Source organism: Weizmannia sp. CD-2023, assembly GCF_036225245.1.
In the GTDB taxonomy this organism is placed as follows: Bacteria; Bacillota; Bacilli; order Bacillales; family Bacillaceae_C; genus Weizmannia; species Weizmannia faecalis.
The window spans coordinates 1-26,048 of the sequence record NZ_JARTJQ010000073.1; the positions used below are offsets into that span (position 1 = coordinate 1).

The window sequence follows — 26,048 nt, forward strand, 5'->3', positions numbered from 1 at the left end:
TCTTAAAACCGGCTGAACAAACACCGCTTTCCGCCCTTTACTTGGCGCAGCTGGTAAGCGAGGCTGGCTTCCCGGACGGCGTTGTCAATATTGTGCCAGGCTTTGGGGAAACTGCCGGAGCCGCCCTTGTCGACCACCCGCTTGTAGATAAAATTGCCTTTACCGGTTCTACTGAAGTCGGAAAACTGATTATGGCCAATGCCTCGAAAACGTTAAAACGGGTGACGCTCGAACTTGGCGGAAAATCCCCGAATATTATTTTGCCAGATGCCGACTTGTCGAAAGCGATTCCTGGCGCCTTAAACGGTGTCATGTTCAACCAGGGGCAAGTATGCTGTGCCGGTTCGCGCGTGTTCATTCAAAAGAAACATTTTGATAATGTCATTGCCGATATGGCCTCCCACGCCCAGTCGATTAAGCAGGGCTTCGGGCTCAATAAAGATACGGAAATGGGGCCGCTTGTTTCAGATGAGCAGCAAGCGCGCGTTTTGAATTACATTGAAAAAGGACTCGATGAAGGAGCGGAAATTGTAACAGGCGGGAAAAAACCGCGTGAAGAAGGCTTCTTTGTTGAACCGACGATTTTTGCAGATGTCCGTGATGAGATGACGATCGCCAAAGAGGAAATTTTCGGTCCTGTTATTGCGGCCATGCCATATGAATCCCTTGATGAAGTAATCAGCCGCGCCAACAGCAGCGAGTACGGGCTTGCGGCAGGGGTTTGGACGGAAAATGTGGCCAATGCGCACTATATTGCAAACCGTCTCCGTGCGGGCACAGTTTGGGTCAACTGCTACAATGTGTTTGATGCCGCTTCCCCGTTTGGCGGTTATAAACAATCCGGCATTGGACGTGAAATGGGTTCTTACGCACTCCAAAACTATACGGAAGTCAAAAGCGTCTGGATTGCCAACCCTTAAAGGGCACCAAAAAGAAAAGCATCGGCAAAACCGATGCTTTTCTTTCATACTATTAAGATTCCAGCAGCAAATCTTCAGGGTTTTCAATTAATGTCTTCACCGTTTTCAAGAAACCGACAGCATCCTTTCCGTCAATGACGCGGTGGTCATAGGAAAGCGCCACGTACATCATCGGGCGGATCTCAATTCGGTCTCCATCGACTGCAACCGGGCGTTTTTGTATGGTGTGCATGCCGAGGATACCAACCTGTGTCCCGTTGATAATCGGTGTCGAGAACAACGAGCCGAAGACACCGCCGTTTGTAATCGTAAAGGTTCCCCCCTGCAGATCGCTTAATGCAAGTTTATTATCGCGTGCTTTTTGGGCAAATGCAGCAATATCCGCTTCAATTTCCGCGAACGATTTCCGGTCGCAATCCCGGACAACCGGTACGACAAGCCCTTCTTCTGTGGATACTGCAATGCCGATATCATAATATTTTTTCAGCAGCAGCTCATTGCCCTGAATCTCCGCATTAACATACGGATATTTCTTCAATCCCGCAACCACGGCTTTTGTAAAGAACGACATAAAACCGAGACGGATGTCATGATCTTTAACGAACTGTTCTTTTTTCCGCTTTCTTAAATCCATGACAGCTGTCATATCAATTTCGTTGAATGTCGTCAGCATCGCCGTTGTCTGTGTCACTTCAACGAGCCGTTTTGCGATCGTCTGGCGGCGGCGTGACATGCGGATTCTTTCAATCGGTTTGCCGGCTTCTTCCGGCACAACTTTTCCAGCTGCAGGTTTTTCCGGTGCTGCCGGCGCTTTTGCCGCAGCTTGCGGATTGAAAGTTTCCACATCTTGTTTCCTTACCCTGCCAAGCGGATCCACTGCCGGCACTTGCGATAAGTCAATGCCTTTTTCGCGTGCCAGTTTGCGGGCAGCCGGAGAAGCAATCGGGCGGCTTTCGCTTTCTTCCTGAGCCGGCTTTTGTTGTTCCGGAGCAGGCGCTTGTGTTTGCGCCGGCGCCTCTGCTTGTGCCGGTTGTGGTGCTTCCGCTTCTTTTTGCGGCGCGGATGGCGTTGCACTGTTTTCCCCTGTTCCTTCGCCGACAATTGCAATGACATCGCCAACTTGTACTGTGTCCCCTTCTTCAAAAAGGAGGGACTGGACGACACCCTCTTCTTCTGAAATGACTTCTACATTTACTTTATCTGTCTCAAGTTCTACAATATATTCACCTTTGTCCACATGGTCCCCCGGATGTTTCAACCATTGTGCAATGGTTCCTTCCGTGATGGATTCTGCCAGTTCAGGCACTTTAATTTCAGCCACAACACTTGTCCTCCCTTAAAAGTATCACTTTTTTTATATCAAAGCCTCCTCCTTCATCTTCCGAGCAGCACGGGCTGCAGGATGAAGCGGGCAAAGCAGCGGTTATTTTGCGCATATTGAAGCCCCCGCCCCTTTGGAAGGAGCGGGCCGCCGTTTAAGGGCGGGTAATGGCTTCAGTCAGAATTCTGTTTTGTTCCTTTTTATGGACGACCGGGTCGCCTTCCGACGGGCTTGATCTTCTCGGCCGGCCGATGTACCGGATTTCCGCTCCCTGAGGCGCCAGCTTTCTTAAATACGGTTCAACGAAAGACCAGGAACCCATATTTTTCGGCTCCTCTTGCATCCATACAATTTCTTTCGCGTTTTTAAAGCGCGCGAAGATTTCCTTTAATTCCTGTTCAGGGAAAGGATAAATTTGCTCAACCCTTACCGTATGCAGCCAGCTGGTATTTTCCGCACTGTTCAGCTTTTCTTCCAAGTCTACAGCCACTTTCCCGCTGCAAAGCAGGATTCTTTCGACTGCATCCGTATTTTTCGTACCCGGGCCTTCCAGCACAGTGTGGAATTTTCCGTCCGTCAGTACAGACGGCTCTACAGATGCCAGCGGGTGGCGAAGCAGGCTTTTTGGCGTCATGAGAACGAGCGGGCGGATTTCTTCTTTTGCCAGCCATTTTGCCTGCCTTCTTAAAATATGGAAGTATTGGCCGGCTGTCGAAACATTTGCCACTGTCCAGTTGTTTTCCGCTGCCAGTTGCAGGAAGCGTTCCACCCTGCCGCTTGAATGTTCCGGACCCTGTCCTTCGTATCCGTGCGGCAGCATCATGACAAGCCCTGATTTTTGCCCCCATTTTGCCCTGCCAGATGAAATGAACTGGTCAAACATCACTTGCGCCATGTTTGCAAAATCGCCGAACTGGGCTTCCCAAATGACGAGCGTATCTGGCGAAAAGACGTTATAGCCGTATTCAAAGCCAACGACGCCAGCTTCAGTCAGCGGACTGTTATAAATGGCAAATGAAGTTTGAACGCCGGACAGATGATGGTGCGGAATGTATTCTTCCCCCGTCTGTTCGTCGTGCAGGACGAGATTGCGCTGAGCGAACGTGCCGCGCTGTGTATCCTGGCCGGTAAACCGGATCGGCACGCCATCTTTTAAAATGGCTGCAAACGCGAGCGCTTCCGCATGGGCCCAGTCAATTTTTCCCTTGCCGTCAAAGACGTGTTCGCGGCGTTTCAAAATCCGCGCCAGTTTTTTAAAGACATGGAAGTTTTCAGGCCAGGCGAGCAATTCAGCGTTCCAAGCCCGCAGTTCCTGTTCCGGCACCCCTGTTTCCATGCTCAAATAACCTTTTTTCACATTTTCAGGGGGTTCCATGGCCGTATCGGGTTCCGCTTCGCCGTCCGGCACTTTTTCGTAAGCCGCCTGCAGTTTTTTCTGGACGGCTTCATCGATGGTTTTGACCTCTTCGGCTGTCAGGACGCCTTCTTTTGCAAGCTGTTCACCGTAAATGGCCCTGACCGTCGGATGATTGTGCACTGCATGGTACATTACCGGGTTGGTTACCATCGGTTCATCCATTTCGTTATGACCATAGCGACGGTAGCCGACTAGGTCGATCACAAAATCTTTATGGAATTTTTCGCGGTAAGCATACGCAAACAGCGCCGCCTGTACGCATGCTTCCGGATCATCCGCATTCACATGGAGGATCGGCACTTCATAACCTTTTGCCGGATCGGAAGCATATTTCGTTGACCGCGAGTCATACGTTTCGGTCGTAAACCCGATATTGTTATTGGCGATGATATGGATCGTCCCGCCTGTCCCGTATCCGTTCAGCTTGCTCATGTTCAGCGTTTCTGCGACAATGCCCTGCCCCGCAAATGCGGCATCCCCGTGGACAAGAATCGCAAAGGCGCGGTCCGGATCGCGGTCCGGATAGCCCGTTTTGTTCCGGTTATCCTGCGCGGCGCGTGTATACCCTTCGACAACAGGATCGGCAACTTCCAAATGGCTTGGATTGTTGGCAAGTACGATGCGCGCGCCGATCGGTCCGCCGTTTTGCCCTTTTCTGTCCGCGCCGAGATGGTATTTAACGTCGCCGGTCCATCCGTACGTAATGCCGATCGATCCTTCGGAAGGGATTAAATCTTTATTGGAAGCATGCTTGAATTCTGCAAAAATGAGCTCATACGGTTTTTCAAGAATATGGGCAAGCACATTGAGGCGGCCTCTGTGCGCCATGCCGATATTAACGGTTTTCACACCTGTTTTTACCGCTTCAATAATCATTTGTTCCATCAGCGGAACGAGCGCATCAAGCCCTTCAATGGAAAAACGCTTTTGCCCGACAAATGTCCGGTGGATAAATTTTTCAAATCCTTCCACATCGGAAAGGCGTTTTAAAATGCCGATTTTCTGTTTCCGGCTGAGTTCGCGGAAAAAGCTGCCCGATTCAACAGTCCGTTGCAGCCAGTGCTTTTCTTCCATGTCGTGAATATGGTCAAACTCAAAGGCAACTTTTTGGGTGTACACTTCTTTTAAATAATTGATGGCATCAAGCCCGTTTTTGACCCTTTTAGGTGCATCCGGGCAAATAAAGGATGCCGGCACTTTTTTCAAATCTTCTTCGGTTAAATCAAATTCTCCCAGTTCAATTCTTCTGACATCCCCAACAGGTTTTTGGAGCGGGTTGATATCCGCTGCGAGATGGCCAAAAGTCCGGATATTGTCCGCCAATTTGACGGCAGCGACCATTTTGCTGAAAATCGTCGGGTTTGCCGGCAATTGGAAAGAAATATCCGCCTGCCCCTGTGTCGGGCTCCCGCCTTCGGAAACAGCGGGCGCGCCCCACTGGTCAAATACTTTTCTCGCCTCTTCGTCGATGCTCTCCGGATCTTCCAGGTATTGTTCATATAAATCCATGACATACCCAAGATTAGGCCCGGAAAAACTTTCCCAAAATCCCTTTGGTGTAGTTGCATTCATTTTGAAAAACCTCCAGCCCTTCGTCCCTTATTCACTTTCGTATGATTTCGTCTGGCGGATACCAAAACGGAACCATGAAATTATGTAACGATAAAGAATTTTGAAAGCTGTAACGCTTACAAACTCAATTTTAGCACTGTAAGCGTAATAGATAAAGTTAAAAACTCTTATTTTTAAAAATTTGCATGAATAGTGATTCATTCTGTTTTTTCCCGGAAAGTGATGCTGCATTTGCCTCACCTGATTGTTCAAAACCGCATATTTTATTATATCCCCGTTGCAGAAAGGAGCAAAAAAATGTTCCCATGGAAAACGTTTCCGTTCACCGAAGAGATCTTCAAGATGATGAATATGCCATTTCCGCCTGTACAGGAACATATCAACCAAGCCCTTTCTCAATGGGACGAATGGGGCGCTGCGTTCAAGAAGGGGGACGGGGCCGATGATCCGGCTCCCTCTTCCCCGGATACGGGCGCCCCGTCTATAAAAATATTTGAAACACTGGATTTTATTTTTATCCGCGTCCCTGTCCAGGAGGAAAGCATGCTCACAGGCTTAAAAATCTTCCACACTTCCCTTCAAGTCATGTTAAAATCATTTCCAAAACCGGACTCGGAACAGGTGATACGGCTGCCTTCCCCGGTACGCAGGAAAGGGACGACCGCAAAATACCGGGATGGCATCCTGGAAATCCGGCTCCTGAAAAAAAGCGAACATGAAATGACAGAAGTCGGCATTGATTTTTAACGACTCTGCCTTCTCGATAAAACTTACAGTTGGTTCTGACAGTTCCCGTTTTTTTGCGTATCAAAAGACTTACCCATCACGGGCGAAAGGCGGACACCTTGCCAGACACGGCCCTGCACCTTTTCTTTAAAAAGAAAAAAGAACGTTTCATTTTTTCGAAACGCCCTCTTTTCCACCTGTTTTTTGTTTTGCGACAAGGGGGAATGTAAACCGGATCTCGGTCCCTTTACCAACCTCGCTCGCTGCTTCTATCGTGCCGGAATATCCTTCAGTCAGTTGTTTGGCAATGGCGAGCCCGAGTCCGTTCCCGCCTTTTGCGCGGCTCCTTGCTTTATCCACCCGGTAAAAGCGGTGGAAAATTTGCGGCAAATCTTCTTTCGGGATCCCGATGCCGTAATCTTTTACTGTTAACATGGCCCTCCCCTTTTCCTGCTTGAGTCGGATATCGACTTTGTAAATGCGGTCGGAATATTTTATCGCATTATCAAATACAATGATCAGCACCTGCTCAAGATGGTTCTCGCTCATTTGGATGTCATAGGCCTGATTGGGATCATATTGAAAATTGAAGTCGAACTGCTGATGGATCATTTTAAAATTGCGGATCACCCTTTCTGTGACTGCCAAAAGATCTGCTTTTTCCTCATTGGCCAGTATTTTGGCTTCTTCCGCCCGCGAAAGATCGAGCAGTTCCTCCACCAGTTTTTTCATTCTGCTTAATTCCTGCAGCGAAGCCTGGAGCGACTCTTCAAGAATCGCAGGGTCATTTTTCCCCCACCGGTTTAACAAATTTAAGTGCCCTTCCATCACTTGGACGGGGGTCCTTAATTCATGGGAAGCATCCTCGACAAACCGTTTCTGCTGCCGGAACGACTGTTCAATTTGGTCCATCATATCGTTAAAAATATTGGTCAATTCCCCCATTTCGTCTTTAGAGGCGCTCGGCTCCATCCGTTCTTGGAATCCTTTTTTGCGGATGCTTTGCATCGTGGAAGAGAGCTTTTTCAGCGGTTTGAGGAAATTTTTTGCCATCATAAACCCGAGAAAAGCACTCAAAAGCAAGCCCACGCATCCGGCGACCATCATGACAAACAGAACATTCCGCATTAAATTTTCATACCGGTATAAAGGATAGATCACTTCAATATAGCCGTTGAACGATTGGGAGCGGAACGGGCTCCTTCCGACTAAAATTTGATGATTGCCCGCGCGGATCAGGCTGACCCGTTTTTCGTTCACCGGCACAAACGGCACTTTTGCATCGGTGGAATGAATGCTTTTTACGACAAGCATTTCCTTTCCGTCCGCATTGATAATCCGGATCGACTGATCTTTTTCCAGCACCTGCTGAAAGAGCGTCCGGTTCGATAAAATGTCATCGATGTTTTCCCCCTTGTTGTTCAAATCATCCAGCGCCTCGGATACCGAAGTCGCCTCTTCATGCAAAAGCCATCTGCTGATCAGCGTATACTGGAAAAAGCCGAAAATCAGAAACGTTAAAAAGATCGCAATACTTGCGCCAACGGACCATTTTACTTTCAAGGAACTTTTTTGCAGCCAGTGTTTTACCGCTCTCATTCGCGCATCACATATCCTGTCCCCCGCACTGTCTGAATATAGCTGTCTTCGCCTTCTGTATCAATTTTATTGCGCAAGTACCGGATGTACACATCGACAACATTCGTTTCGACCTCGGTTTCATATCCCCATACTTTGTTCAGGAGTGCTTCCCGGGTCATGACAATATTTTTATTTTCCAAAAGCGTAAGCAACAAATCGTATTCCCGTTTTGTCAACTCAATGGTTTTTCCTGCCTTTTTAACAAGCCGGCTTTCTTTTTCCAGCACAAGGTCACGGAACTTGTACGTTGTTAGCGCTGCTTTTTTGGGCTCGGCGTACTCCATCCTTCTGAAAATGGCCCTTAGCCTCGCGAGCAATTCTTCAATCGCAAATGGTTTGACAATATAATCATCCGCCCCGTGGTCAAGCCCGGATACCCGGTCCATAATGCTGTCCCGGGCGGTAATCATGATGACCGGTGTTTCTTTTTCCTGTCGTAAGCGGCGGCATACTTCAAGGCCGTTCAGTTTCGGCAGCATTAAATCAAGGAGAATCACATCCCAGTCCTCCTCCAAAGCCGACTGCAGCCCTTCCCGTCCGTCATACGCCACTTTCACTTCGTATCCTTCATGCCTTAACTCCAGCTCAATAAAACGGGCCAGATTTTTTTCATCTTCCACCAGTAATATCCGTTTCATGATGATTCCCCCTCGAAGTTCTTTTGCCGGAACTCTTTCTTTTCCGCTGCCCTTATTATAGCTCCGGACAGCGCATGATCAAGGAGAATCCGCTTTTTCTTATATGCTAACCGAATGAAAGGAAAAAGATATGAATGGTTTGTTAAAAAATGATGAGAAAGAAAACCCGTTTTTTCCATTCATAAATGTCTCCGGTTGGGCAGATAGTAGTAAAGAAGAGTGCTGACATTGAGAAGAAGAAAGGAAAATACAGACAATGGATCATTTGACAACGAACACACCTTTATCCGATAAAAACAATGAAATCCATCAAAAAAGATGGGCGATTGTTGCATTATCGTCCATTCCCCTGATTATGACACTGGGGAATTCAATGTTGATTCCGGTCCTTCCCCTCATGGAGGACAAACTGGGCATCAGCAAAGTCCAATCCAGCTATATTATCACCTTTTATTCAATTGTCGCCATTTTCCTTATTCCGGTTGCCGGATTTTTATCGGACAGATACGGCCGAAAAATGGTCATTATCCCGTCACTTGCGATTACGGCTATAGGAGGGGCGATTTCGGCATACGCGGCCTGGCAACTTGATCACCCGTATTCCCTTATTTTGATCGGCCGGACTTTGCAGGGCGTTGGGACGGCCGGCGCAGCACCGATCGTTTTGCCGCTTGTCGGTGATATGTTCCACCGCAACCGGGATGTGAGCACCACCCTCGGCATTATTGAAACGGCCAATACGTTTGGAAAAGTATTGAGCCCGATTCTCGGATCCTTCTTGGCAGGATTGATCTGGTTTTTGCCTTTTGCGGCCATCCCTGTCTTTTGCCTGATCTCTATCCTGTCTGTTTTGTTTCTTGTCAAAAGGCCGGCACACGAAAAACAGGGGCCGGGAATCAAAGCATTTATAGGGAATACGAAAAAGGTGTTCCGAAAGCACTGGCGCTGGCTGTCGGCCGTATTTGCGATCGGGGCCATCGTGATGTTTATTTTGTTTGCGGTGCTGTTTTATTTGTCGTCCAATCTGGAAGACCAATACGGCTACCATGGCGTGAAGAAAGGGTTTATTTTGGCCGTCCCGCTTGCGGCATTGTGCCTTTCTTCCTTTATAACCGGGAAAATCATTAAAGAAAACATGGTACTGATGAAATGGATTATTTTCTCCAGCGTGCTCATTACCGGAGCCTCCGTGCTCGTGATCACTTTTTCGGACCGTTTTTTCTATTTAATAGGGACCTTTCTCATTTGCGGAATTGGAATCGGCGCCTCCCTTACGCCTTTGGATGCGCTGATTAATCAGTCGATTGAAAAAGAAGTCCGCGGAACGATCAGCGCCATTTACAGTTCTATGCGCTACATCGGCGTGGCGGCAGGTCCGTTATTTATGGCCAATTTTATGAAAGGGCGGGTTGAGATCAGCATGGTGATCATGGCCGGTTTCTGCCTGGTGGCGGCAGGACTTACATTTGTGGCGGTGAAACCGGACAAATCACGCGCTGAAGCTTCTTCCCCTGCCTAAATTTTGGCGCTGTGCGATATCATTTGTAGCGCCTTACCGTTTCAGGTAAACTGATGACGAAGAAACTGAAAGAAAGAAGGAGGGAATGCTTTGGCTGAAAACAGACCATTCAATCGGTTAATCCATGAAAAATCGCCTTATTTGCTGCAACACGCCCGTAATCCGGTTGACTGGTATCCGTGGAGCGAAGACGCTTTTGCGAAAGCGAAGCGGGAAAACAAGCCGGTTTTTGTTTCCATTGGCTATTCAACCTGCCACTGGTGCCATGTGATGGAACGGGAGTCTTTTGAAAATGAAGAGGTAGCGCGGATCCTGAATGAGAAATTTGTGGCGATTAAGGTGGACAGGGAAGAGCGGCCGGATATTGATGCTATCTATATGCTTGTTTGCCAAATGATGACTGGGCAGGGCGGCTGGCCGTTGAGTGTATTTTTGACGCCGGAGAGGGTTCCTTTTTATGCGGGAACCTATTTTCCGCGGGAAAGCCGGTATGGGATGCCCGGTTTTAAAGAAGTGTTGCTTTATTTATCCCAACAATATACCGAAAATCCGGACCGTATCAAGGATGTAGGGGTACAAGTCAAACAGGCGCTCGAGGCAAGCCGGGAAAAAGGGAAACAAACGGCTTTAACAAAAGAAACGATTGGGCGCGCTTTTCAAGCTTACAAACAAGGTTTTGATCCCCGCTACGGCGGTTTTGGAAAGGCGCCGAAATTTCCAATGCCGCATTCACTCGTATTTTTACTGATGTATGCCAAATTTTATGAAAACCGGGATGCGCTTAGGATGGCAACCAAAACATTGGACGGGCTGGCGCGCGGGGGAATTTATGACCATATTGGTTACGGTTTTTCCCGCTATTCCGTTGATGAAAAATTTTTGGTGCCACATTTTGAAAAAATGCTTTATGACAATGCGCTGCTTGTGCTGGCCTATACCGATGCTTTCCGGATGACGAAAAATGCCCAGTACAAAAAAATAACGGAAGAAATCATCACGTATGTGCTGCGTGATATGGCCCATCCGGATGGCGGGTTCTATTCCGCGGAAGATGCCGACTCAGAAGGTAAGGAAGGAAAGTTTTATGTGTGGACGCCTGCAGAAGTAAAAGATGTGCTGGGGGAACAGTTGGGCACGCTCTTTTGCCAGGCATACGGCATTACCGGGCAGGGAAATTTCGAAGGAAAAAATATCCCGAACCAGATTACAACGCATTTAGAATCAATTGCAAAAAAAGAAGGGATTTCTCCCGCGGCGCTCGCAGAAAAATTAGAAACGGCACGGCAAAGCTTGTTTCAACACCGGGAAAAGCGGGTACGCCCGTTCCGCGATGATAAAATTTTAACGGCATGGAACGGCTTAATGATTGCAGCGCTCGCAAAAGCAGGGCGTGTTTTTCATCAACCATCCTATGTGCAGGCTGCAGAAAAAGCGGTTTCTTTTATCAGGGACAACTTGATTCAAAATGACCGTGTAATGGTGAGATACCGCGATGGCGAAGTAAAAAATAAAGGTTTTATAGACGAATATGCCTTTCTCCTGTGGGGATATATGGAACTGTACGAATCCACTTTTGCCCCTTTTTATTTGGCGGAAGCAAAAAAACTGGCCGGCAATATGATCGATTTATTTTGGGATGGTCATGGAGGAGGCTTTTTCTTTAGCGGAAACGACGATGAACCATTGCTCGTCAGGCAAAAGGAGTCTTATGACGGGGCACTACCTTCCGGGAACAGTGTTGCAGCCTGCCAGTTGTTAAGGCTTTCGAAACTGACTGGGGATTTTACGTTGGAAGAAAAAGTCCAGCAATTGTTTCAGGCCTTCAGCAAGGATATCGATGATGAACCCACTGCCCACGCCATGATGCTGCAGGCTGTGATGTACGCACAGCAGGCAACAAAAGAAGTCGTGATCGTGATGGATGATGAAACAAAAGAAGTTGTTGATTTCATTAACCATATACAGAAGAACTTCTACCCTGGCATTTCCGTCATGGTGGTAAAAAGGCGTGAACAGGCGAAACTTTCCAAAATCGCTTCCTTTATTGAAGATTATGCCATGATAAACGGACAACCAACCATTTATGTCTGTGAAAACTTCAGCTGCAATCAACCGACAAATGATTTTCAAACTGCCATGGATTTGCTCTTTAAAAAATGATTTATGCATGGAAGGTGGATGCCTTCCTTTTTTTATTACATACGGGGAGCAGAAAATGAACAGTTGCCCGGAACTATGATGATGCTGCTCCGTTTGCTTTGCTAGGATAATCCCTTTTTGAAATACGCACCATTTTCTGATTGCCGTTAAATCTATCTTCTTGCATTTTCCATTCATCTTCTTTCTTCCAATTTTTTATATCAAAAAAACATGTTTACACATTATAAATTTTTGATATAATAAAAGCGACCAAACCTATGAAGGAGGCAATATCATGTTTACGAGTGCGAATGTAACAGTTACGGTAGCGGATTTAAAAAAAGCCGTTCAATTTTACACCGAAACCCTTGGATTGAAGCTGCAGGGCGAAATGGACGATCATTTTGTACAGATCGAAGCACCGGGATTGACGATTGGGCTCCTGCATCTTACCGGAGAGCGGAATGCCCAATCGGCAAAATCAGAAAGCATGTCGATTGGATTTGTGGTGCAGGATTTAGAGGCAGCCATCAAGACATTGAAATCCCATGGTGTTAAATTCCATGATTATGTTGAAGGGAAGGCAGCCCAGGTCGTACACTTCAATGACCCTGACGGCAATACCCTTTACTTAGTATCTGATCATTAAAAAAGAGGCGGCTTTCAAATGTCATCCATGCCAACTTGGCAGCCGCCAGACAGGTTAAGCGGAATCCCGGCGCTTCCCGCTGCACCATCTTCCCACAATTATATGGCGAGAGTCTGTTTGTTGGATATTCATGGTTCAGCATCCCTTGTTCCATAAAAAGGAAGTTAGACGGAAAGGAGACGTTCGCTTGAACGAATTGTTCATACTTGGCGAATTGATGAACAACCCGATGCACGGCTATTTGCTGCATCAAATTTTGAACGCAATTGTGGGCCCCACACGAAAAATCAGCTGGGGGGCGCTTTATCCACTCATTCACAGCATGCTTGCAGACGGTCTGATCGAGCAGGTCCCCGAAGAACAACCGGAGGGCGCTCGGCGGGGAAAAGGAAAAAAGAAAAAGATTTACAAACTTACAGATGAAGGTAGAATCCGGTTTTTCCGGCTGATGGAAGAACCGATTCCATACTCACCGGATTATGAACTGCATTTTTATATGAAGCTGAAAAATTTTGGTCTGGTCAGTGAGGAAGTGCAGTTTTTAATTTTGCATCAATATAAAGATTACTTGCGTTATGAAATCCGCCATGAGGAAGAACGGTTGGTTTATGCGGGAGGGGATAAACGGATTCCCAAGGAAGAACAGCAGTATATCCTGACCTTTTTCCGGCACCGGTTAGAAAAGCTCCGTTTTGACGAAAAGTGGGTATTACAATTAATCCATCAACATCGTGAGAATAGACAAGGGCTTGAATAAAGTGTGAAAACGGAAAGCTGGACATACTTGTGCAAACCCATAAGAAATCCGGAATGATGCATTCACAATATTCTTTTTGCACGGCACAACAAACAACCCCCGGTTGATTCACCGGGGGTTGTTTGTTTTATTTATTCTTTTTGGCTGAATCCGGAATGGAGGTTTCAGGCAACCCACTCATATCCGTCTGGTCAAAGGAATAATCGTACTTGTTCCGGTTCACCGGCGTAAAACCTTTTGGTGTGTAGAAACGGAGCAGGTCGTCGTACACCACTTTATCAGACAGATTCAGCATCTCTTTTGCAATCTTTTCATCATTTTTGCCAAGTTTTGGATTGACTTTTTCACCGGTCGCATTGTCGTAAAGCGTTCCGGATACTTGCGTGAACTTATTGGTGACAAAATCGCCGTTACGGAACGGAACGACTTGGCGATGCTGGCTGGACAAAAGATCAGACCCGAACTGGATGTAGTCTTTTGTATCAACGCCAAGCAAATGCATCACCGTCGGCATTACATCGACTTCACCGCCGTACGTATGCTTGATCCCGCCTTTTACGCCCGGAACATGGATAAACAGCGGCACCCTTTGCAGCTGCGCGTTCAAATATGGCGTAATTTCAGGGACACCGAGCACTTTCGCCATTGCCGCATTGTGATTTTCCGAAATGCCGTAATGGTCGCCGTACATGACAATCACGGTATGGTCATAAAGCCCGGATTCCTTCAAATAGGTAAAGAACTGCTGCATCGCTTCATCCAGATAATGGGCGGTTTGGAAATAGTTATCAACGGTTTTATCACCGAAATTGCCTTTCGGGAAGTCAGCATCCTCTTCATCCAATGGAAACGGGAAGTGGTTTGAAAGCGTAATAAACTTCGTATAGAAAGGCTGCGGCAATTTGGTCAAATACTGCATCGATTCATTAAACCAAGGTTTGTCCTTCATCCCGTAGTTTAACGTATTTTTGTCGCTCATATCGTAATACTTGGCGTCAAAGAAACGGTCATAGCCGAACGATTTGTACATTTCGTCACGGTTCCAGAAAGTCTTATAGTTTCCGTGGAAAACAGCCGATGTATAGCCTTTCTGGCCAAGAATGGCAGGTGCTGCCTGGTACGTATTTTGTGCTTTCGTCGTAAATACAGACCCCGTCGGCAGCGGGAACAGCGAGTTTTCCATCATAAACTCGGCATCAGACGTTTTCCCCTGGCCTGTCTGGTGGAAAAAGTTATCGAAATAAAAGGTGTTTTTATCCTTTGTCAGCGAGTTTAAAAACGGTGTGACTTCTTTGCCGTCCAATTTGTAATTGATCAAAAAGTTCTGGAACGACTCAAGTGAAACGTAAATGACATTCATACCCTTTGCCGCGCCGAAATATTTGCTGTCCGGCTCGGTATAGTTCGCTTTCACATAGTTTTCCACATCGCTCACGTCACTGCTGTCAGCCATCGCCCGCTGTGCAGACGATTTTGTTGTCTGGATCGCATCATAAAGCGTGTAATTGTACATACCGAGATATTTCACGATATAGCTACGGTCAAAAGTCCGCGTTAAAAGCTGCGGGCGGTCCGCTTCGGCAAGGCCGAGATTAAAAATGAAAAATGCAATCGCGGCAATCATCAGCCCGGCAAGCGAGCGGCGGTTGATTTTCCCTGCGTTGGCCCTGACGGTTTTCGTTGCAATCAAGGCAATGAGGATGATCGTATCAAAAAAGTAAAAAATATCATAAGGCTTCATTAATGCAGCTGCACTCCCGCCGAGGTCGCCGAAGTTTTTCGTCTGCGACAAAACCGGCAGCGTAATGAAGTCATTGAAGAAACGGTAATAGCATACATTCGCGTACAGCAAAACAGACAAAAGCACGTCAATCACAGTCATTGCAATGATCCGGCCGCGTCCCTTAAAGAAAAGAGCAAGCGCAAAGAAGAACAGTGCCGAGCTGATGGGATTGATGGCAAGCAAAAATTTCTGCATGCCGTTTTGCAGATCCAGATTGAATTCCGCTTTATAGACAATATAAGTTTTTACCCAGAACAATAAAACCATGAGAAAGTACAGGGCGTATTTTTTATTTAGCAAACTTTTAATCTGGTTAAACGAGATCTTCATTCAGTATTCCCTCCCAATTGCCAAACTCTCCGGCAACAATTTCAGGACGCTTCATTTATTCATACCAACATATTGTAATACAATTTTAAAAAAAAGCAAGCGCTCATCAACGGCTTTTCCAGCCCCTGGGCAGCCCTTTCCGGCCAAGCGGGGCTGTCCGCGCCGGAATTCCGCATACCCACCGCCAAATATTTTTATTTCCACCATATTTTATTACAATTTCAATTTTCTTTCAAACAAGTTCAACGCAAGCGCAGATAAAATGACCCAAACAAGGCCGGCCGCATATCCTCCGGCAACGTCGCTCGGGTAGTGGACCCCTAAATAGATGCGGCTAATGCCGATGGCAAGCACCAATAAAAGGGCAAACAGCGTCCCCGCGACCTTCACCCACCGGCGTTTCGCAATGCGGAACAGGATCAATACGAGGCAGCCGTATAAAATCATGGATCCCATCGAATGCCCGCTTGGGAAGCTGTAACCCGTTTCCTGGACGACACGCATAATATCGGGACGCTGGCGCTTGAATATGTATTTTAATATGGTGTTAAAAACCCCGGCTCCAAGCGCGACAGATACAGCGAGATAAAGGCTTAGTGTACGGTATTTTTTGATCCAGAGCACAAGGGAAAGAAAGAGGGTGACCGCCGCCGCCCCTTTTACAGATCCGAGAAAGGTAACAGCCAGCATCACGCTCGTTAGCCGGCCGGAAATATTCCCCTGGACAAATGAGATAATCGGAAGGTCAAAATGCCGGATCTCCGCCTGGTTGAAGTGACCGGCGATTTCAAAAAAAATCCAGGTGCAGAAGGAAAGCACCAGTAAAACGAACACCCATTGCACAATCGTCTGCCTTTTCATCATCAACCTCCAATATGAAATAATTTACCATATTGGAGGCTTTCCGGCAAATTTTCCGGCATTCCCCGTGCTATCCGGTACCGCCCGGTTTTTACGCTTCTTTTGCCTTTGTTTTGGCCGCTTTTTTTGGTTTTTTTGCCGGTTTTTTTGCCGGCTTTGCCCTGTCAATGGAAGCCTGGAGCGCCGCCATCAGGTCGGTCACATTGTTTTCCGGTTCTTTTACTTTTGCCGTGACGAGTTTTTTTCCGGTCCGTTTCGATTCAATTAAAGCCATCAGGTTTGACCGGTATGCATCCGTATATTTTTCAGGCTCAAACGATGTCGTTAACTGATCAATCAGCAAAATTGCCGTCTCAATTTCTTTTTTCGAGACTTCATCATCTTGCGGCACATTCGGAACGTCAGATGCTTTCCGGACTTCATCCGGGTAATGGATCGTTTCCATCAAAAGCGTGTTTTCATACACGCGGATAACGGCGAGCTGCTCCTTTGAACGCATAACAATCCGGGCAAGTCCGACTTTCTCTGATTCGGTCAGCGCTTTCCGCAACAAGCCGTAAGCTTTTACGCCCCCTTCATTCGGGGACATGTAATAACTCCGGTTAAAATAGACCGGGTCGATCTCCCGCATATCAAGAAAATCCATAATTTCCACTGCTTTTTCTTCTGTCTGTTTGCGCAGTTCTTCCAGTTCTTCCTCTTCCAGTACGACAAACTTTCCTTTCGCGATTTCGTATCCTTTTACGATTTCTTTTGCGTCCAATTCTTCCTCGCACACCGGACAAACCTTTTCATACCGGATCGGGGAATGGCATTTTTTATGAAGGGAACGCAATTTGATATCTTTATTTTCCGTTGCGGCATGCAGTTTAATCGGGATATTGACGAGTCCGAAACTGATCGTGCCTTTCCACATCGTATGCATGAATGAAACGCCTCGCTTTTTGAAGATAATATATGTACGAATCCACCCCGCTATGTACTTCAACTTTTGGAAAAAGAAAGGGTGCTCGAAATGAAACCGATGTTGCCGGTTTTAAAATGGTCTCTGCCAGATACAGGAAAGTGGGTATACGAAATTAAATATGACGGTTATCGCGCGATCCTCGACTGGACAGAAGACGGCATGCGGTTATGGAGCCGCAACGGAAAAGATTTGCTGCCCCGGTTTCCGGAAATCCGCACCTTTTTGCAAACGCTTGAAGGCCGTGTAAAAGGGCAGCTTCCGTTACGGCTTGACGGCGAACTTGTGCTGCTTGAAAATCCGTATAAAGCTGGCTTTAGGGAGCTGCAACGCCGCGGGCGGATGAAAGCTGAAGCAGCTGCAGAGCAGGCGAAAATGCGCCCCGCCCATTATCTCGTATTTGATTTGCTCATGCTTGGCGGAGAGGATATGGCCGGCAAACCGTATTTGCAGCGAAAAAAAGCATTGGAAAACTTATGTGAAACGCTCGCGCTGCCGCTCTCCCCCGCCCCGGGCGAAACGGCACGGGTTCAGCAAATCCCGTTCACCCGTGACGCATCCGTCTTAAAAGAGACGGTGAAAAATTTTAACAGTGAAGGCATTGTCGCAAAACAAACGGACAGCAAGTGGGAAGCGGGAAAACGAGTTGAAACATGGATAAAAGTGAAAAATTGGAAGACAGCCGCCTGCTTTATTACGGCTTACGACGAGAAAAACGGGTATTTCGATGTCGCAGTGTTTAAAGATGGCGGCATTTTTCCAATCGGCCAGTTTCTTTTCAGCATGAATCCGGACGAAAAACAAATCCTCACAGAAGCGGTCAGGAAAAATGCCGCAAACAATGAAAACGGCGTCTACACGATCGATCCTTCGATTTGCGTCGAGATATTTTATTTGGAATGGGACGGCGCCAATCTGCGGGAACCTCATTTCCACCGCTTCCGCTTTGATCTTTCACCGGATGCCTGTACGTTTGAAGATTTCAGGCTCCGTAACGCCGCCATTCCGGAAGAAGTGGAAGTGACGCATCCGGATAAACCGCTATGGAAAAAGCGCCATGTGACAAAGCTCGACTTTCTTGCCTATATGCGGGAAATTTCTCCTTTTATGCTGCCGTTTCTTTCGGACAGGCTTTTGACCGTCATCCGTTACCCGCACGGCGTCTTCGGCGAGGCATTTTACCAGAAAAACTGCCCCGATTATGCGCCCGCTTTTGTGGATACGGCTATGCATGAAGACATCCGGTATATTGTCTGCAACGATTTAAAAACACTGATGTGGCTCGCAAACCAGCTGGCGGTGGAATACCATATCCCGTTTCAGACCGTAAACAGTCGTTTCGTCAGTGAGATTGTATTTGATTTTGACCCCCCTTCCCGGGATGCGTTTCAACTTGCAGTAGAAGCGGCTTTGCTGTTAAAACAGGTGACGGATGCCCTTCATTTGGAGAGCTTTGTCAAAATTTCTGGAAATAAAGGGCTGCAAGTCTACATTCCATTGCCGGACAGGCAATTCTCATGGGAAGATACAAGGCTGTTCACGGAATTTATGGCTGCTTATTTCATTTCGAAATCGCCTGAACATTTTACAATCGAACGGATGAAGAAAAAACGGGGCGGAAAATTATATATTGATTTCGTCCAGCATGCGGAAGGAAAAACGATCATTGCACCTTATTCGATGCGCGGGCATGAGGATGCGCTTGTGGCGGCTCCGCTTTTCTGGGAAGAAGTAAACGCGTCGCTTTCGCCGTATGACTTTACCATTGAAACGGTCCTTTCGCGTGTGAACCGGTACGGCTGCCCGTTTGCGCGATTCTTTGCCTGCAAAAGCGGCCAGCCTTTTGCCCCGGTACTTGCATTTTTAAAGCAGAACAAAGGGCGCCCCATATAGTTTGGCGCAGCTTTCCAATCGAAAAAAATACGCCTCCCTTTTACAGGAGACGAAAATTTTAAGCCAATGCTTTCTCTACCGTTTCTTTTGCATGGGTTTCGAGCTTTTGATACAGCTTCTGTTCGCCGAAATCCTTTTTTTCTGCAATCCGGAACTGTTCCGGGTGCCCATCGTCAAAAGAAACAGCGGTTTCGTATAAATAGGTGGCATTACCGATCAGGTCAATCGTGTATGCCGGTTCCCCTTCTTTTTCAATTTTTTGGACAAAGCACCGTACTTTACCGCCATTATTGAACACGTCGATCATTTCACCGAACGGGCGCAATCTTAACAGGCAGGCCACAAGGCTTGAAGCGGACATCGCCGTTCCGCACGCATTTGTAAAACCGACGCCGCGTTCAAACGTGCGGACGTATAAGCCATTTTCACCAATCGGTTTGGCAAAGCTGACATTCACGCCGTCCGGAAAGATATCATTTGGTCCGTTCACATACTCGGACAATGTTTTTTGCGTATCAGACCGGAATCCTTCATTTTCGACAAAGGCGATCAGATGCGGATTCGGCACCGCAACTGCTGTAAACGACAAATCTTCCGACAAGGCCTTAACCGGTTCATTGATGAGCACTTCTTTATCAATATGCATCGGCAGTTTGTTCAAGTCAAAGGAGACAGGCGAGATTTCGACCCGGAACGTTGGGATGCCGTCCAATAGGGGCTCTGCTTTGCGGGCATATAGATTTGCTTTCATCGTTTCAATTAACAGATCGTCTTTCCCGCGTTTTTCGGATACGTACCGCGCAACACAGCGCAGGCCGTTCCCGCACATGGACGCCTCGGAACCGTCCGCATTGAATACCCGCATTTTTGCGTCTGCCTGCTGGCTTTCCGACACAAAGAGCAGGCCGTCCGCCCCGAGCCCGGCATCGCGCCGGCAAAATGACAGAGCCATTTTTTTGCGGATGTCGTCCGTTAATGGCGCAGAGATTTCCGTTTCATCGATCAGCAAAAAATCGTTGCCTGAGCCGTGGCATTTAATCAGTTTCACATGCATGATGGATTTCCTCTCTTTTTCTTTCTTTATACTTACAAAAATTGTATCATTTCTTCTTTTTTTTTACACGAAATATTTATTATGCCTGTAAAAAAAGGCGAGCAGTGCGATGACGAGTACTTCGTCTTCTTCCGTCCCCCGTATAAAAGTAAGTACCGGTGCATTAAGCGGAAACTTCTGCTGCCAGCTCACCGGCATCACGCCGCGTGACACCACTGCTAAAAGTTGTTCGTCCCGGTAAAATTCCAAATCATGGTTTCCATTTTTCCGGATCGCACAAGTCCGGCTGCCGTTTTCAAATATCATTTCTTTTCCCTTTGCTCTTTTTAATGAAAAGAACCGTTCATATGCCGGAAACCCGATGCTGATTTCCCAATTTTGCCGTTTGCGGACCGTGGCGCTAAATGTGGCGCCCGCTCCCCGTTCAAGGCGGAAATACCGGATTTGTTGTCTGAAAGCTTTTTCCTCAAGCAGCCACCCTAAGCGGCCGCTTCCATCATAAAGCTGCACCGAGAGTTTTGCACCGGGCGGAAACTGGATCAAGTACTGCCCGCTGTCCGCTTGTCTTTCTTCCTCCCCTTTTTCTCCGGATATGTTTTCTTCTATCTTTTGATAGTAGAAATAGCGCGCAGCAAAGTAGAGAATGAACAGCCAGACGGCCAAAATCAGCCAGTTGAACATGCCGCCGCGCCCGATATACATCAGCGTGAGACAAAATGCGGAAAGGCCGCATGCAAGAATAACGGTTTGACACAGGTACATGTGAGACAACGTCGAATAGGTTTTTTTCAGCTCCATACAGACTCTCCCGTTTTTGTCTGGTCACTCTATTATATGAGACTTTTTATAAATCATGATGGTTTTACGGGTTTGCAAATCTTTCGCCGGGCATTTCCATCTTCATGGCAGGCTATCCATGGCGGCCCGAAAAATGAATATGTTATAATTTTTTGGAGTCCGTGGAAAAGTTGGGGGAATGAACATGAAACAAACCTTTACCTTAAAAGAAAAAATCGCACAGCTTTGGCATTTATTTCTGCCGATTCTCATCACCCAGCTTGCGATGCTGCTCATGAATTTTTTCGATACAACGATGTCCGGCCATTTTTCCAAAGCCGATCTGGCCGGTGTTGCGATCGGCGCATCCCTCTGGTTCCCCGTTTCAACCGGGCTGGGAACGGTTTTACAGGCGGTTACCCCGATCATTTCCCATTTGATCGGCAGCAAAAACACGGATGAAATCCCCCGTACATTTATCCAGAGCCTTTACGTCGCCGTCTGTATGGCTGTACTGGTGCTGTTTGCAGGCGGGCTATCGATCGGGCCGGTCCTTGGCCGGATGGATTTAGCACCGCATGTGGAGAGGGTCGCGCATCGGTTTTTATTTGCCCTGTCCTTCGGGCTGATTCCGTTGTTCTGTTACCAGGTTTGCCGCTCGCTGATTGATGCGACCGGGCTGACAAAAATATCGATGTTGATCACGCTGTTGGCGCTGCCCATCAATATTGGATTGAATGTTCTGTTCATCTTCGGGCATGCCGGATTTCCGCAGCTTGGCGGGGCAGGTGCCGGCGTTGCGAGCGCCATCACCTACTGGCTTATCTTGTTGATTGCAATCCTTGTGCTTATGCGTTTGCCGCGTTTTGCTGAAATGCGGCTGTTCCGCACGTTTTACCCGGTTTCTTTCCGCAGCTGGAAAGCGCTGTTGTCGCTTGGGATCCCGATGGGGTTGTCGACTTTTTTTGAATCGAGCATTTTTTCGGTTGTGACATTGTTCATGAGCAAATTTGGCACTGACACGATCGCTTCCCATCAGGCCGCCATGAATTTTGAATCGCTTTTGTACATGCTTCCGCTCAGCATTTCGCTTGCAATGACGATTCTTGTCAGTTTTGAAGCAGGGGCCGGAAGATTTAAAGACGCCCGCCTGTACAGCACAATCGGACTTATAACCGCTGTTGTGATCGCCACCTTGACCGGGCTGTTGCTCTACTTATTCCATGAACAAGTGGCAGCGTTTTACAGTGATGATCCGGCTGTCATCCGGTTAACCGGACATTTTTTGCTGTATGCCATCTTTTTCCAATGGTCAGATGCGGTTCAGGCGCCGGTGCAAGGTGCGCTTCGAGGGTATAAAGATGTCCGGATTACGACCATTATGACGTTTGTTTCATATTGGGTTATTGGGCTTCCGCTCGGATATTTGCTGGATGCCGTCACCGCCCTCGGCCCGTTTGCCTACTGGATCGGACTGATCACAGGCCTTGCTGTAGGTGCGGTAACACTTTTAGGGCGCTTGCATTATATCCAGCAAAAAGCCCGAGATTTGCTGAAAAAGAACGGATAAGGTTTGGCGCAAGCGGGGCACATCCGGCAGATGGACCAGCTTGCAGGAAAGTGGACCCGTTTTCCGCAAGTGACGTTTCAAAAAGTGCGTACAAAAAAGCAGCCCCCGTAAAAGAGGCTGCGATAAGCAATTTATTTTCCAATAAACTCTTGTGTCCAGTAATGGCCGTTTTCAACATAGCCCACGCCGATATGGGTGAAGTTTTTATTTAAAATATTCGCCCTGTGGCCTTCGCTGTTCATCCATGCATTCATGACTTCCTGCGGTGTTTGCTGGCCCATTGCGATGTTTTCGCCGGCATATTGATACGAGATCCCGAATTGCTTCATCATATCGAACGGAGAGCCGTAAGTCGGGCTTGTATGGTCAAAATATTTATGGGTTGCCATATCATTCGATTTGACGCGCGCCATTTTGCTCAAAGCCGTATCGATTTTCAGCGCGCCCAGGCCGTTTTTCGCCCGTTCTTCGTTTACAAGGGTCACCACTTGTTTTTCATAGGCGTTTAACGTGTTGGCAGCCTGTGACTGCGTGCCGCCTGCCGGTTGCGTTGAAGTTTGTTTTAATGCCGATTGCTTTGGTGCTGCTGTTTGTTCCGGTGCCGATTGCTTTGGTGCTGCCGTTGTCTGGTTCGTTTTGCCTGCGTTGTTTGAAGCCGTTTGATTGGTTGCCGGTTTAAAAGAAAAACGGATGTTATGCTGCTTTAACCAGTTCTCCAATTCCTGCATGCTATGAAACTTGTATTCATGTTGAACAACCGTTTTCGGGCTGCAGTTTGTTTCGTTTGAGGCTGCCCCCGCCTTGCCGGAAACTGCCGGTGCAAGGATCAGTGCAAGTGCTGCTGCTGTTGTGAACATGGCCTTTTTCATCAATGATGTCCTCCCTCGTTTTCGTTGGTTTCTCTCTCGTACACAATAGAATCATAACATACGATTTTTGTAATATTTCTGGGAGAAAATAGAACAAGCAGCAAAGCAGGGGCCTGCTTGCAAACTGAAAATGAAAAAGCCAGCTGTATCAAAGGTTCCCATGCATCGTGCGAATTTCCTATCATTTCACACATTGGCACCGTCTTTTTAAATATCCAAAAGATGGAAGGATTTCGGGGTTGACAAGGCGGAAAAAGGACGGGTATTGTTACATTTTTTTCTTAAATGTTGCATGCTGCCACATTCATTTAAAAAAAGCGCCCCGAAGCCGGGCTTGCGGCTTCAGGGCGCTTTTTGTGTATATGGGCGCGTTTTCATATCAGTGCATTTGATTGAGGTGATCTTCAAACTTCCGGAATAGCCTGTACAATGTTTCCCGTTCTTCCTCCGTAAAAACGTCCAACTGGTCTTTCAGAAACCGGGATTTGGTTTCTTTCAACTGACTGATTAACGATTTTCCTTTTTCCGTTAAAATTAAATCGACCACGCGCCTGTCTTTATTGGATCTTCTCCGCTCAATCAGCCCTTTTTCCACGAGCGAATCGGTTACAGAAGTAATATGGCTGGCGGAAACTTGCAGTATTTTCGACAAATCGGATGAACGCATCGAGGATTCCGATAAAAGTTTTAACACCATAAATTCGTTAAGCGTCACATGCTCTTTTAACAAGCTATGCAGTTCTTCTTTAATTTTTCGGTATATTCTACGGAAGATGAATTCCAGATCAACTGTATCTTTTGTCTCCAACACTCCCATTCCTTTCCTTTCTCATATGGGACAGCGAATCTCCTGACTTTATTATATCATTTTTCGTGCATGGGATTGCATAAAATAAGCCGGGAGCAAATCTCCCGGCTTATTTTGCTATTTTTCTTTTTGGACAACTTCTTCGGCTTTTTTGAGCTGCGTATCATGCCGCGTAATAAGATTGCTGATTTCAGACATCAGTTTGGTTGCCGTATCGCCATTGATGATGCCTGTCGGCTGCATTTTTTCATGCATTTGGAAAGCTTCGACAGCCGTTTTTGTATTCCAGTCGAAGTACCCGTCAACCCTGCCCGGATTGTAACCGAGTGCTTTTAGCATTTTTTCCGCCGTCTTTACATCTTCCGAGACCGAATACAGTTTCAATTCTGCATCTGTTCCGATCACCGGAAGTTTGGCATAATCCGGAAGCGACACTTTCTCATCCGGCTCAATCCCTTTTTTATGGATCCAGCTGCCATTTGGTGTCAGCCATTTTTGGACGGTGAATTTTAAAATCGATCCGTCGTTGAATTTTTCAGCAGACTGCACGGTGCCTTTGCCGTATGATTTTTCGCCGACAAGCGGAATGCCTGCCGATTCGTTCAGTGCGGCCGCCAAAATTTCAGAAGCGCTCGCGCTGCCGCCGTCGATCATCACAACCGCCGGGACCGTAATTTTCGTGCCACTTTCTGCCACATATTTCTCCCGGGAGCCGTTCCGGTCTTCCGTCTGCAGGATCGTACGCCCTTCCGGCACAAACATATTCGCAATTTTAATAGCCTGGTCAAGCAGTCCGCCCGGGTCCTGACGCACATCGACAATCATCGACTTCATGCCCTGCTTTTTCATGTTCTCAACGGCCGCCTTGAATTCTTTATATGTGCCGTCTGAAAATGTCGTAATCTGGATATGGGCAACCCCGTTTTTCAACATCTTCGCATAAACCGTATTGACCGGGATCGTGTCGCGTGTCAAGGTCACTCTCGTTTCGTCTTTCGATCCGACATGCTGGATCGTGAGTGTCACCTTTGTCCCTTTTTTGCCCCTGATCAACATGACCGCTTCATTGGCGCTCATGCCATGGACGCTTTTGCCGTCAACCGCGAGTATTTTATCGTTCGGCTTCAGGCCGGCTTTTTCGGCCGGAGAACCTTTAATCGGCGAAACAATCACAATATAGCCATCTTTTTCTTCCACTTCCGCACCGATTCCTTCAAAAGAAGAAGAAATGGTGTTATTGAAGTCTGATGCTTCGGTTTTTGACATATAATCAGAATACGGGTCATTGAGCGATTCCACCATTCCGTTAATGGCCCCATCGACAAGCGTCTTCTGTTTTACTTTTGTGTAATATTTTTTCTGGATGCTGTCATATGCTTTATACAGTTTGTCAAACTCCGGCCGGTTGACAGTCGTCACGTTGACGGCTTTTTGGTCGCCGAACGCAAAGGCAGCGGTCGTAATGCCGGCTGTTATGAAAATCACGAAAAACAAAAGCATGACAAATTTAAATTTTTTCATACGGATATAACCGGTTTGTTCTTCCTGGCCGGATTCCGTCTGTTTCTTCTCATCGTCCAAAGGCTTCACCACTTTCATGCCGTTTTCCAAAAGTCATAGCTCCCGATTTCTAACTTCTTTATTCTACCAGCTTTTTCTTTTTAATAAAAGAGCCCAGGATTTATTGTATGTGTCAAGTTTTTCTCGACAAGGTTTAAATATCGGGTATTCCAAGACACTCTTTTTGTACACTTTCGGCTACCGTGCTTTACTTGCTCGGTGTAATTTTCGGAAAAGATGTAGTATTTTCGTATAAAGATGGATAACGGGGATGTTGAGG

Annotated in this window: 20 protein-coding genes; 8 read left to right on the plus strand and 12 right to left on the minus strand. The window is 47.1% G+C overall.

Annotation, left to right across the window (positions count from 1 at the left end; all coding sequences use genetic code 11):
- The coding region (locus P9687_RS10500) for an aldehyde dehydrogenase family protein (RefSeq protein ID WP_328228892.1) at positions 1–920 on the plus strand (920 nt) is incomplete at its 5' end.
- 52 nt (positions 921–972) lie between these two features.
- On the opposite strand, the gene odhB is transcribed toward P9687_RS10500, so the two are convergent.
- Positions 973–2,241: a 2-oxoglutarate dehydrogenase complex dihydrolipoyllysine-residue succinyltransferase gene (gene odhB, locus P9687_RS10505; RefSeq protein ID WP_014098432.1), complete on the minus strand. Its 1,269-nt coding sequence runs from the start codon at positions 2,239–2,241 to the stop codon at positions 973–975.
- A 154-nt stretch (positions 2,242–2,395) separates the two neighbouring features.
- The gene (locus P9687_RS10510; RefSeq protein WP_014098433.1) at positions 2,396–5,230 is read right to left on the minus strand and encodes a 2-oxoglutarate dehydrogenase E1 component; all 2,835 of its coding nucleotides are present in this window, start codon (positions 5,228–5,230) and stop codon (positions 2,396–2,398) included.
- Positions 5,231–5,527: 297 nt separating this feature from the next.
- On the opposite strand from P9687_RS10510, the gene P9687_RS10515 reads away from it, so the two are divergent.
- Positions 5,528–5,977, plus strand: a complete 450-nt coding sequence (locus P9687_RS10515) for a spore coat protein (RefSeq protein ID WP_014098434.1) — start codon at positions 5,528–5,530, stop codon at positions 5,975–5,977.
- A 147-nt stretch (positions 5,978–6,124) separates the two neighbouring features.
- On the opposite strand, the gene P9687_RS10520 is transcribed toward P9687_RS10515, so the two are convergent.
- Both P9687_RS10520 and P9687_RS10525 read right to left on the minus strand, forming a co-directional pair.
- Positions 6,125–7,555, minus strand: coding sequence for a HAMP domain-containing histidine kinase (locus P9687_RS10520; protein WP_017550799.1), 1,431 nt, complete (start codon positions 7,553–7,555; stop codon positions 6,125–6,127).
- On the minus strand, positions 7,552–8,235 hold the full coding sequence (locus P9687_RS10525) for a response regulator transcription factor (RefSeq protein ID WP_014098436.1): 684 nt from the start codon (positions 8,233–8,235) through the stop codon (positions 7,552–7,554). Before P9687_RS10525 ends, P9687_RS10520 begins: the two co-directional genes overlap by 4 nt.
- Positions 8,236–8,491: 256 nt before the next feature.
- Between P9687_RS10525 and P9687_RS10530 the strand changes: the two genes are divergently transcribed.
- The 4 genes from P9687_RS10530 to P9687_RS10545 all read left to right on the plus strand — a co-directional run bounded on the left by P9687_RS10530 (position 8,492) and on the right by P9687_RS10545 (position 13,299).
- The gene (locus P9687_RS10530) at positions 8,492–9,754 is read left to right on the plus strand and encodes an MFS transporter (RefSeq protein ID WP_168986003.1); all 1,263 of its coding nucleotides are present in this window, start codon (positions 8,492–8,494) and stop codon (positions 9,752–9,754) included.
- Between the two features lie 90 nt (positions 9,755–9,844).
- On the plus strand, positions 9,845–11,914 hold the full coding sequence (locus tag P9687_RS10535; RefSeq protein ID WP_035188558.1) for a thioredoxin domain-containing protein: 2,070 nt from the start codon (positions 9,845–9,847) through the stop codon (positions 11,912–11,914).
- Between the two features lie 274 nt (positions 11,915–12,188).
- Positions 12,189–12,542, plus strand: coding sequence for a VOC family protein (locus P9687_RS10540; protein ID WP_017550795.1), 354 nt, complete (start codon positions 12,189–12,191; stop codon positions 12,540–12,542).
- A gap of 187 nt (positions 12,543–12,729) precedes the next feature.
- Positions 12,730–13,299 (plus strand): PadR family transcriptional regulator, encoded by a 570-nt coding sequence (locus tag P9687_RS10545; protein ID WP_014098440.1) that lies wholly within the window; start codon positions 12,730–12,732, stop codon positions 13,297–13,299.
- A gap of 127 nt (positions 13,300–13,426) precedes the next feature.
- Here P9687_RS10545 and P9687_RS10550 read toward each other — a convergent pair whose 3' ends face one another.
- The 3 genes from P9687_RS10550 to ku all read right to left on the minus strand — a co-directional run bounded on the left by P9687_RS10550 (position 13,427) and on the right by ku (position 17,198).
- On the minus strand, positions 13,427–15,412 hold the full coding sequence (locus P9687_RS10550) for an LTA synthase family protein (RefSeq protein WP_014098441.1): 1,986 nt from the start codon (positions 15,410–15,412) through the stop codon (positions 13,427–13,429).
- Between the two features lie 213 nt (positions 15,413–15,625).
- Positions 15,626–16,273, minus strand: coding sequence for a phosphatase PAP2 family protein (locus P9687_RS10555; RefSeq protein ID WP_035188555.1), 648 nt, complete (start codon positions 16,271–16,273; stop codon positions 15,626–15,628).
- Between the two features lie 91 nt (positions 16,274–16,364).
- Positions 16,365–17,198 (minus strand): non-homologous end joining protein Ku, encoded by an 834-nt coding sequence (ku, locus tag P9687_RS10560; RefSeq protein ID WP_035188554.1) that lies wholly within the window; start codon positions 17,196–17,198, stop codon positions 16,365–16,367.
- Between the two features lie 90 nt (positions 17,199–17,288).
- Here ku and P9687_RS10565 point away from each other — a divergent pair, with 90 nt between their 5' ends.
- Positions 17,289–19,130 (plus strand): DNA ligase D, encoded by a 1,842-nt coding sequence (locus P9687_RS10565; RefSeq protein ID WP_035188553.1) that lies wholly within the window; start codon positions 17,289–17,291, stop codon positions 19,128–19,130.
- A 58-nt stretch (positions 19,131–19,188) separates the two neighbouring features.
- Here the strand turns inward: P9687_RS10565 and dapF are convergent, their stop codons facing one another.
- Both dapF and P9687_RS10575 read right to left on the minus strand, forming a co-directional pair.
- A complete protein-coding gene (gene dapF / locus P9687_RS10570; protein ID WP_014098447.1) occupies positions 19,189–20,184 on the minus strand; it encodes a diaminopimelate epimerase in 996 nt (331 codons plus the stop codon).
- Positions 20,185–20,247: 63 nt separating this feature from the next.
- Positions 20,248–20,982 (minus strand): hypothetical protein, encoded by a 735-nt coding sequence (locus P9687_RS10575; RefSeq protein WP_014098448.1) that lies wholly within the window; start codon positions 20,980–20,982, stop codon positions 20,248–20,250.
- 184 nt (positions 20,983–21,166) lie between these two features.
- Between P9687_RS10575 and P9687_RS10580 the strand changes: the two genes are divergently transcribed.
- Entirely contained in the window at positions 21,167–22,531 is a 1,365-nt protein-coding gene (locus P9687_RS10580; RefSeq protein ID WP_035188552.1) for an MATE family efflux transporter, read from the plus strand.
- A 131-nt stretch (positions 22,532–22,662) separates the two neighbouring features.
- Here the strand turns inward: P9687_RS10580 and P9687_RS10585 are convergent, their stop codons facing one another.
- The 3 genes from P9687_RS10585 to P9687_RS10595 form a co-directional block, all read right to left on the minus strand.
- Complete coding sequence (locus P9687_RS10585) at positions 22,663–23,400, minus strand: CAP domain-containing protein (RefSeq protein WP_035188549.1); 738 nt, start codon at positions 23,398–23,400, stop codon at positions 22,663–22,665.
- Positions 23,401–23,779: 379 nt separating this feature from the next.
- The gene (locus P9687_RS10590; protein WP_014098451.1) at positions 23,780–24,217 is read right to left on the minus strand and encodes a MarR family winged helix-turn-helix transcriptional regulator; all 438 of its coding nucleotides are present in this window, start codon (positions 24,215–24,217) and stop codon (positions 23,780–23,782) included.
- Between the two features lie 108 nt (positions 24,218–24,325).
- Positions 24,326–25,819, minus strand: a complete 1,494-nt coding sequence (locus P9687_RS10595; protein WP_035188546.1) for a S41 family peptidase — start codon at positions 25,817–25,819, stop codon at positions 24,326–24,328.
- Positions 25,820–26,048 lie beyond the last annotated feature (229 nt).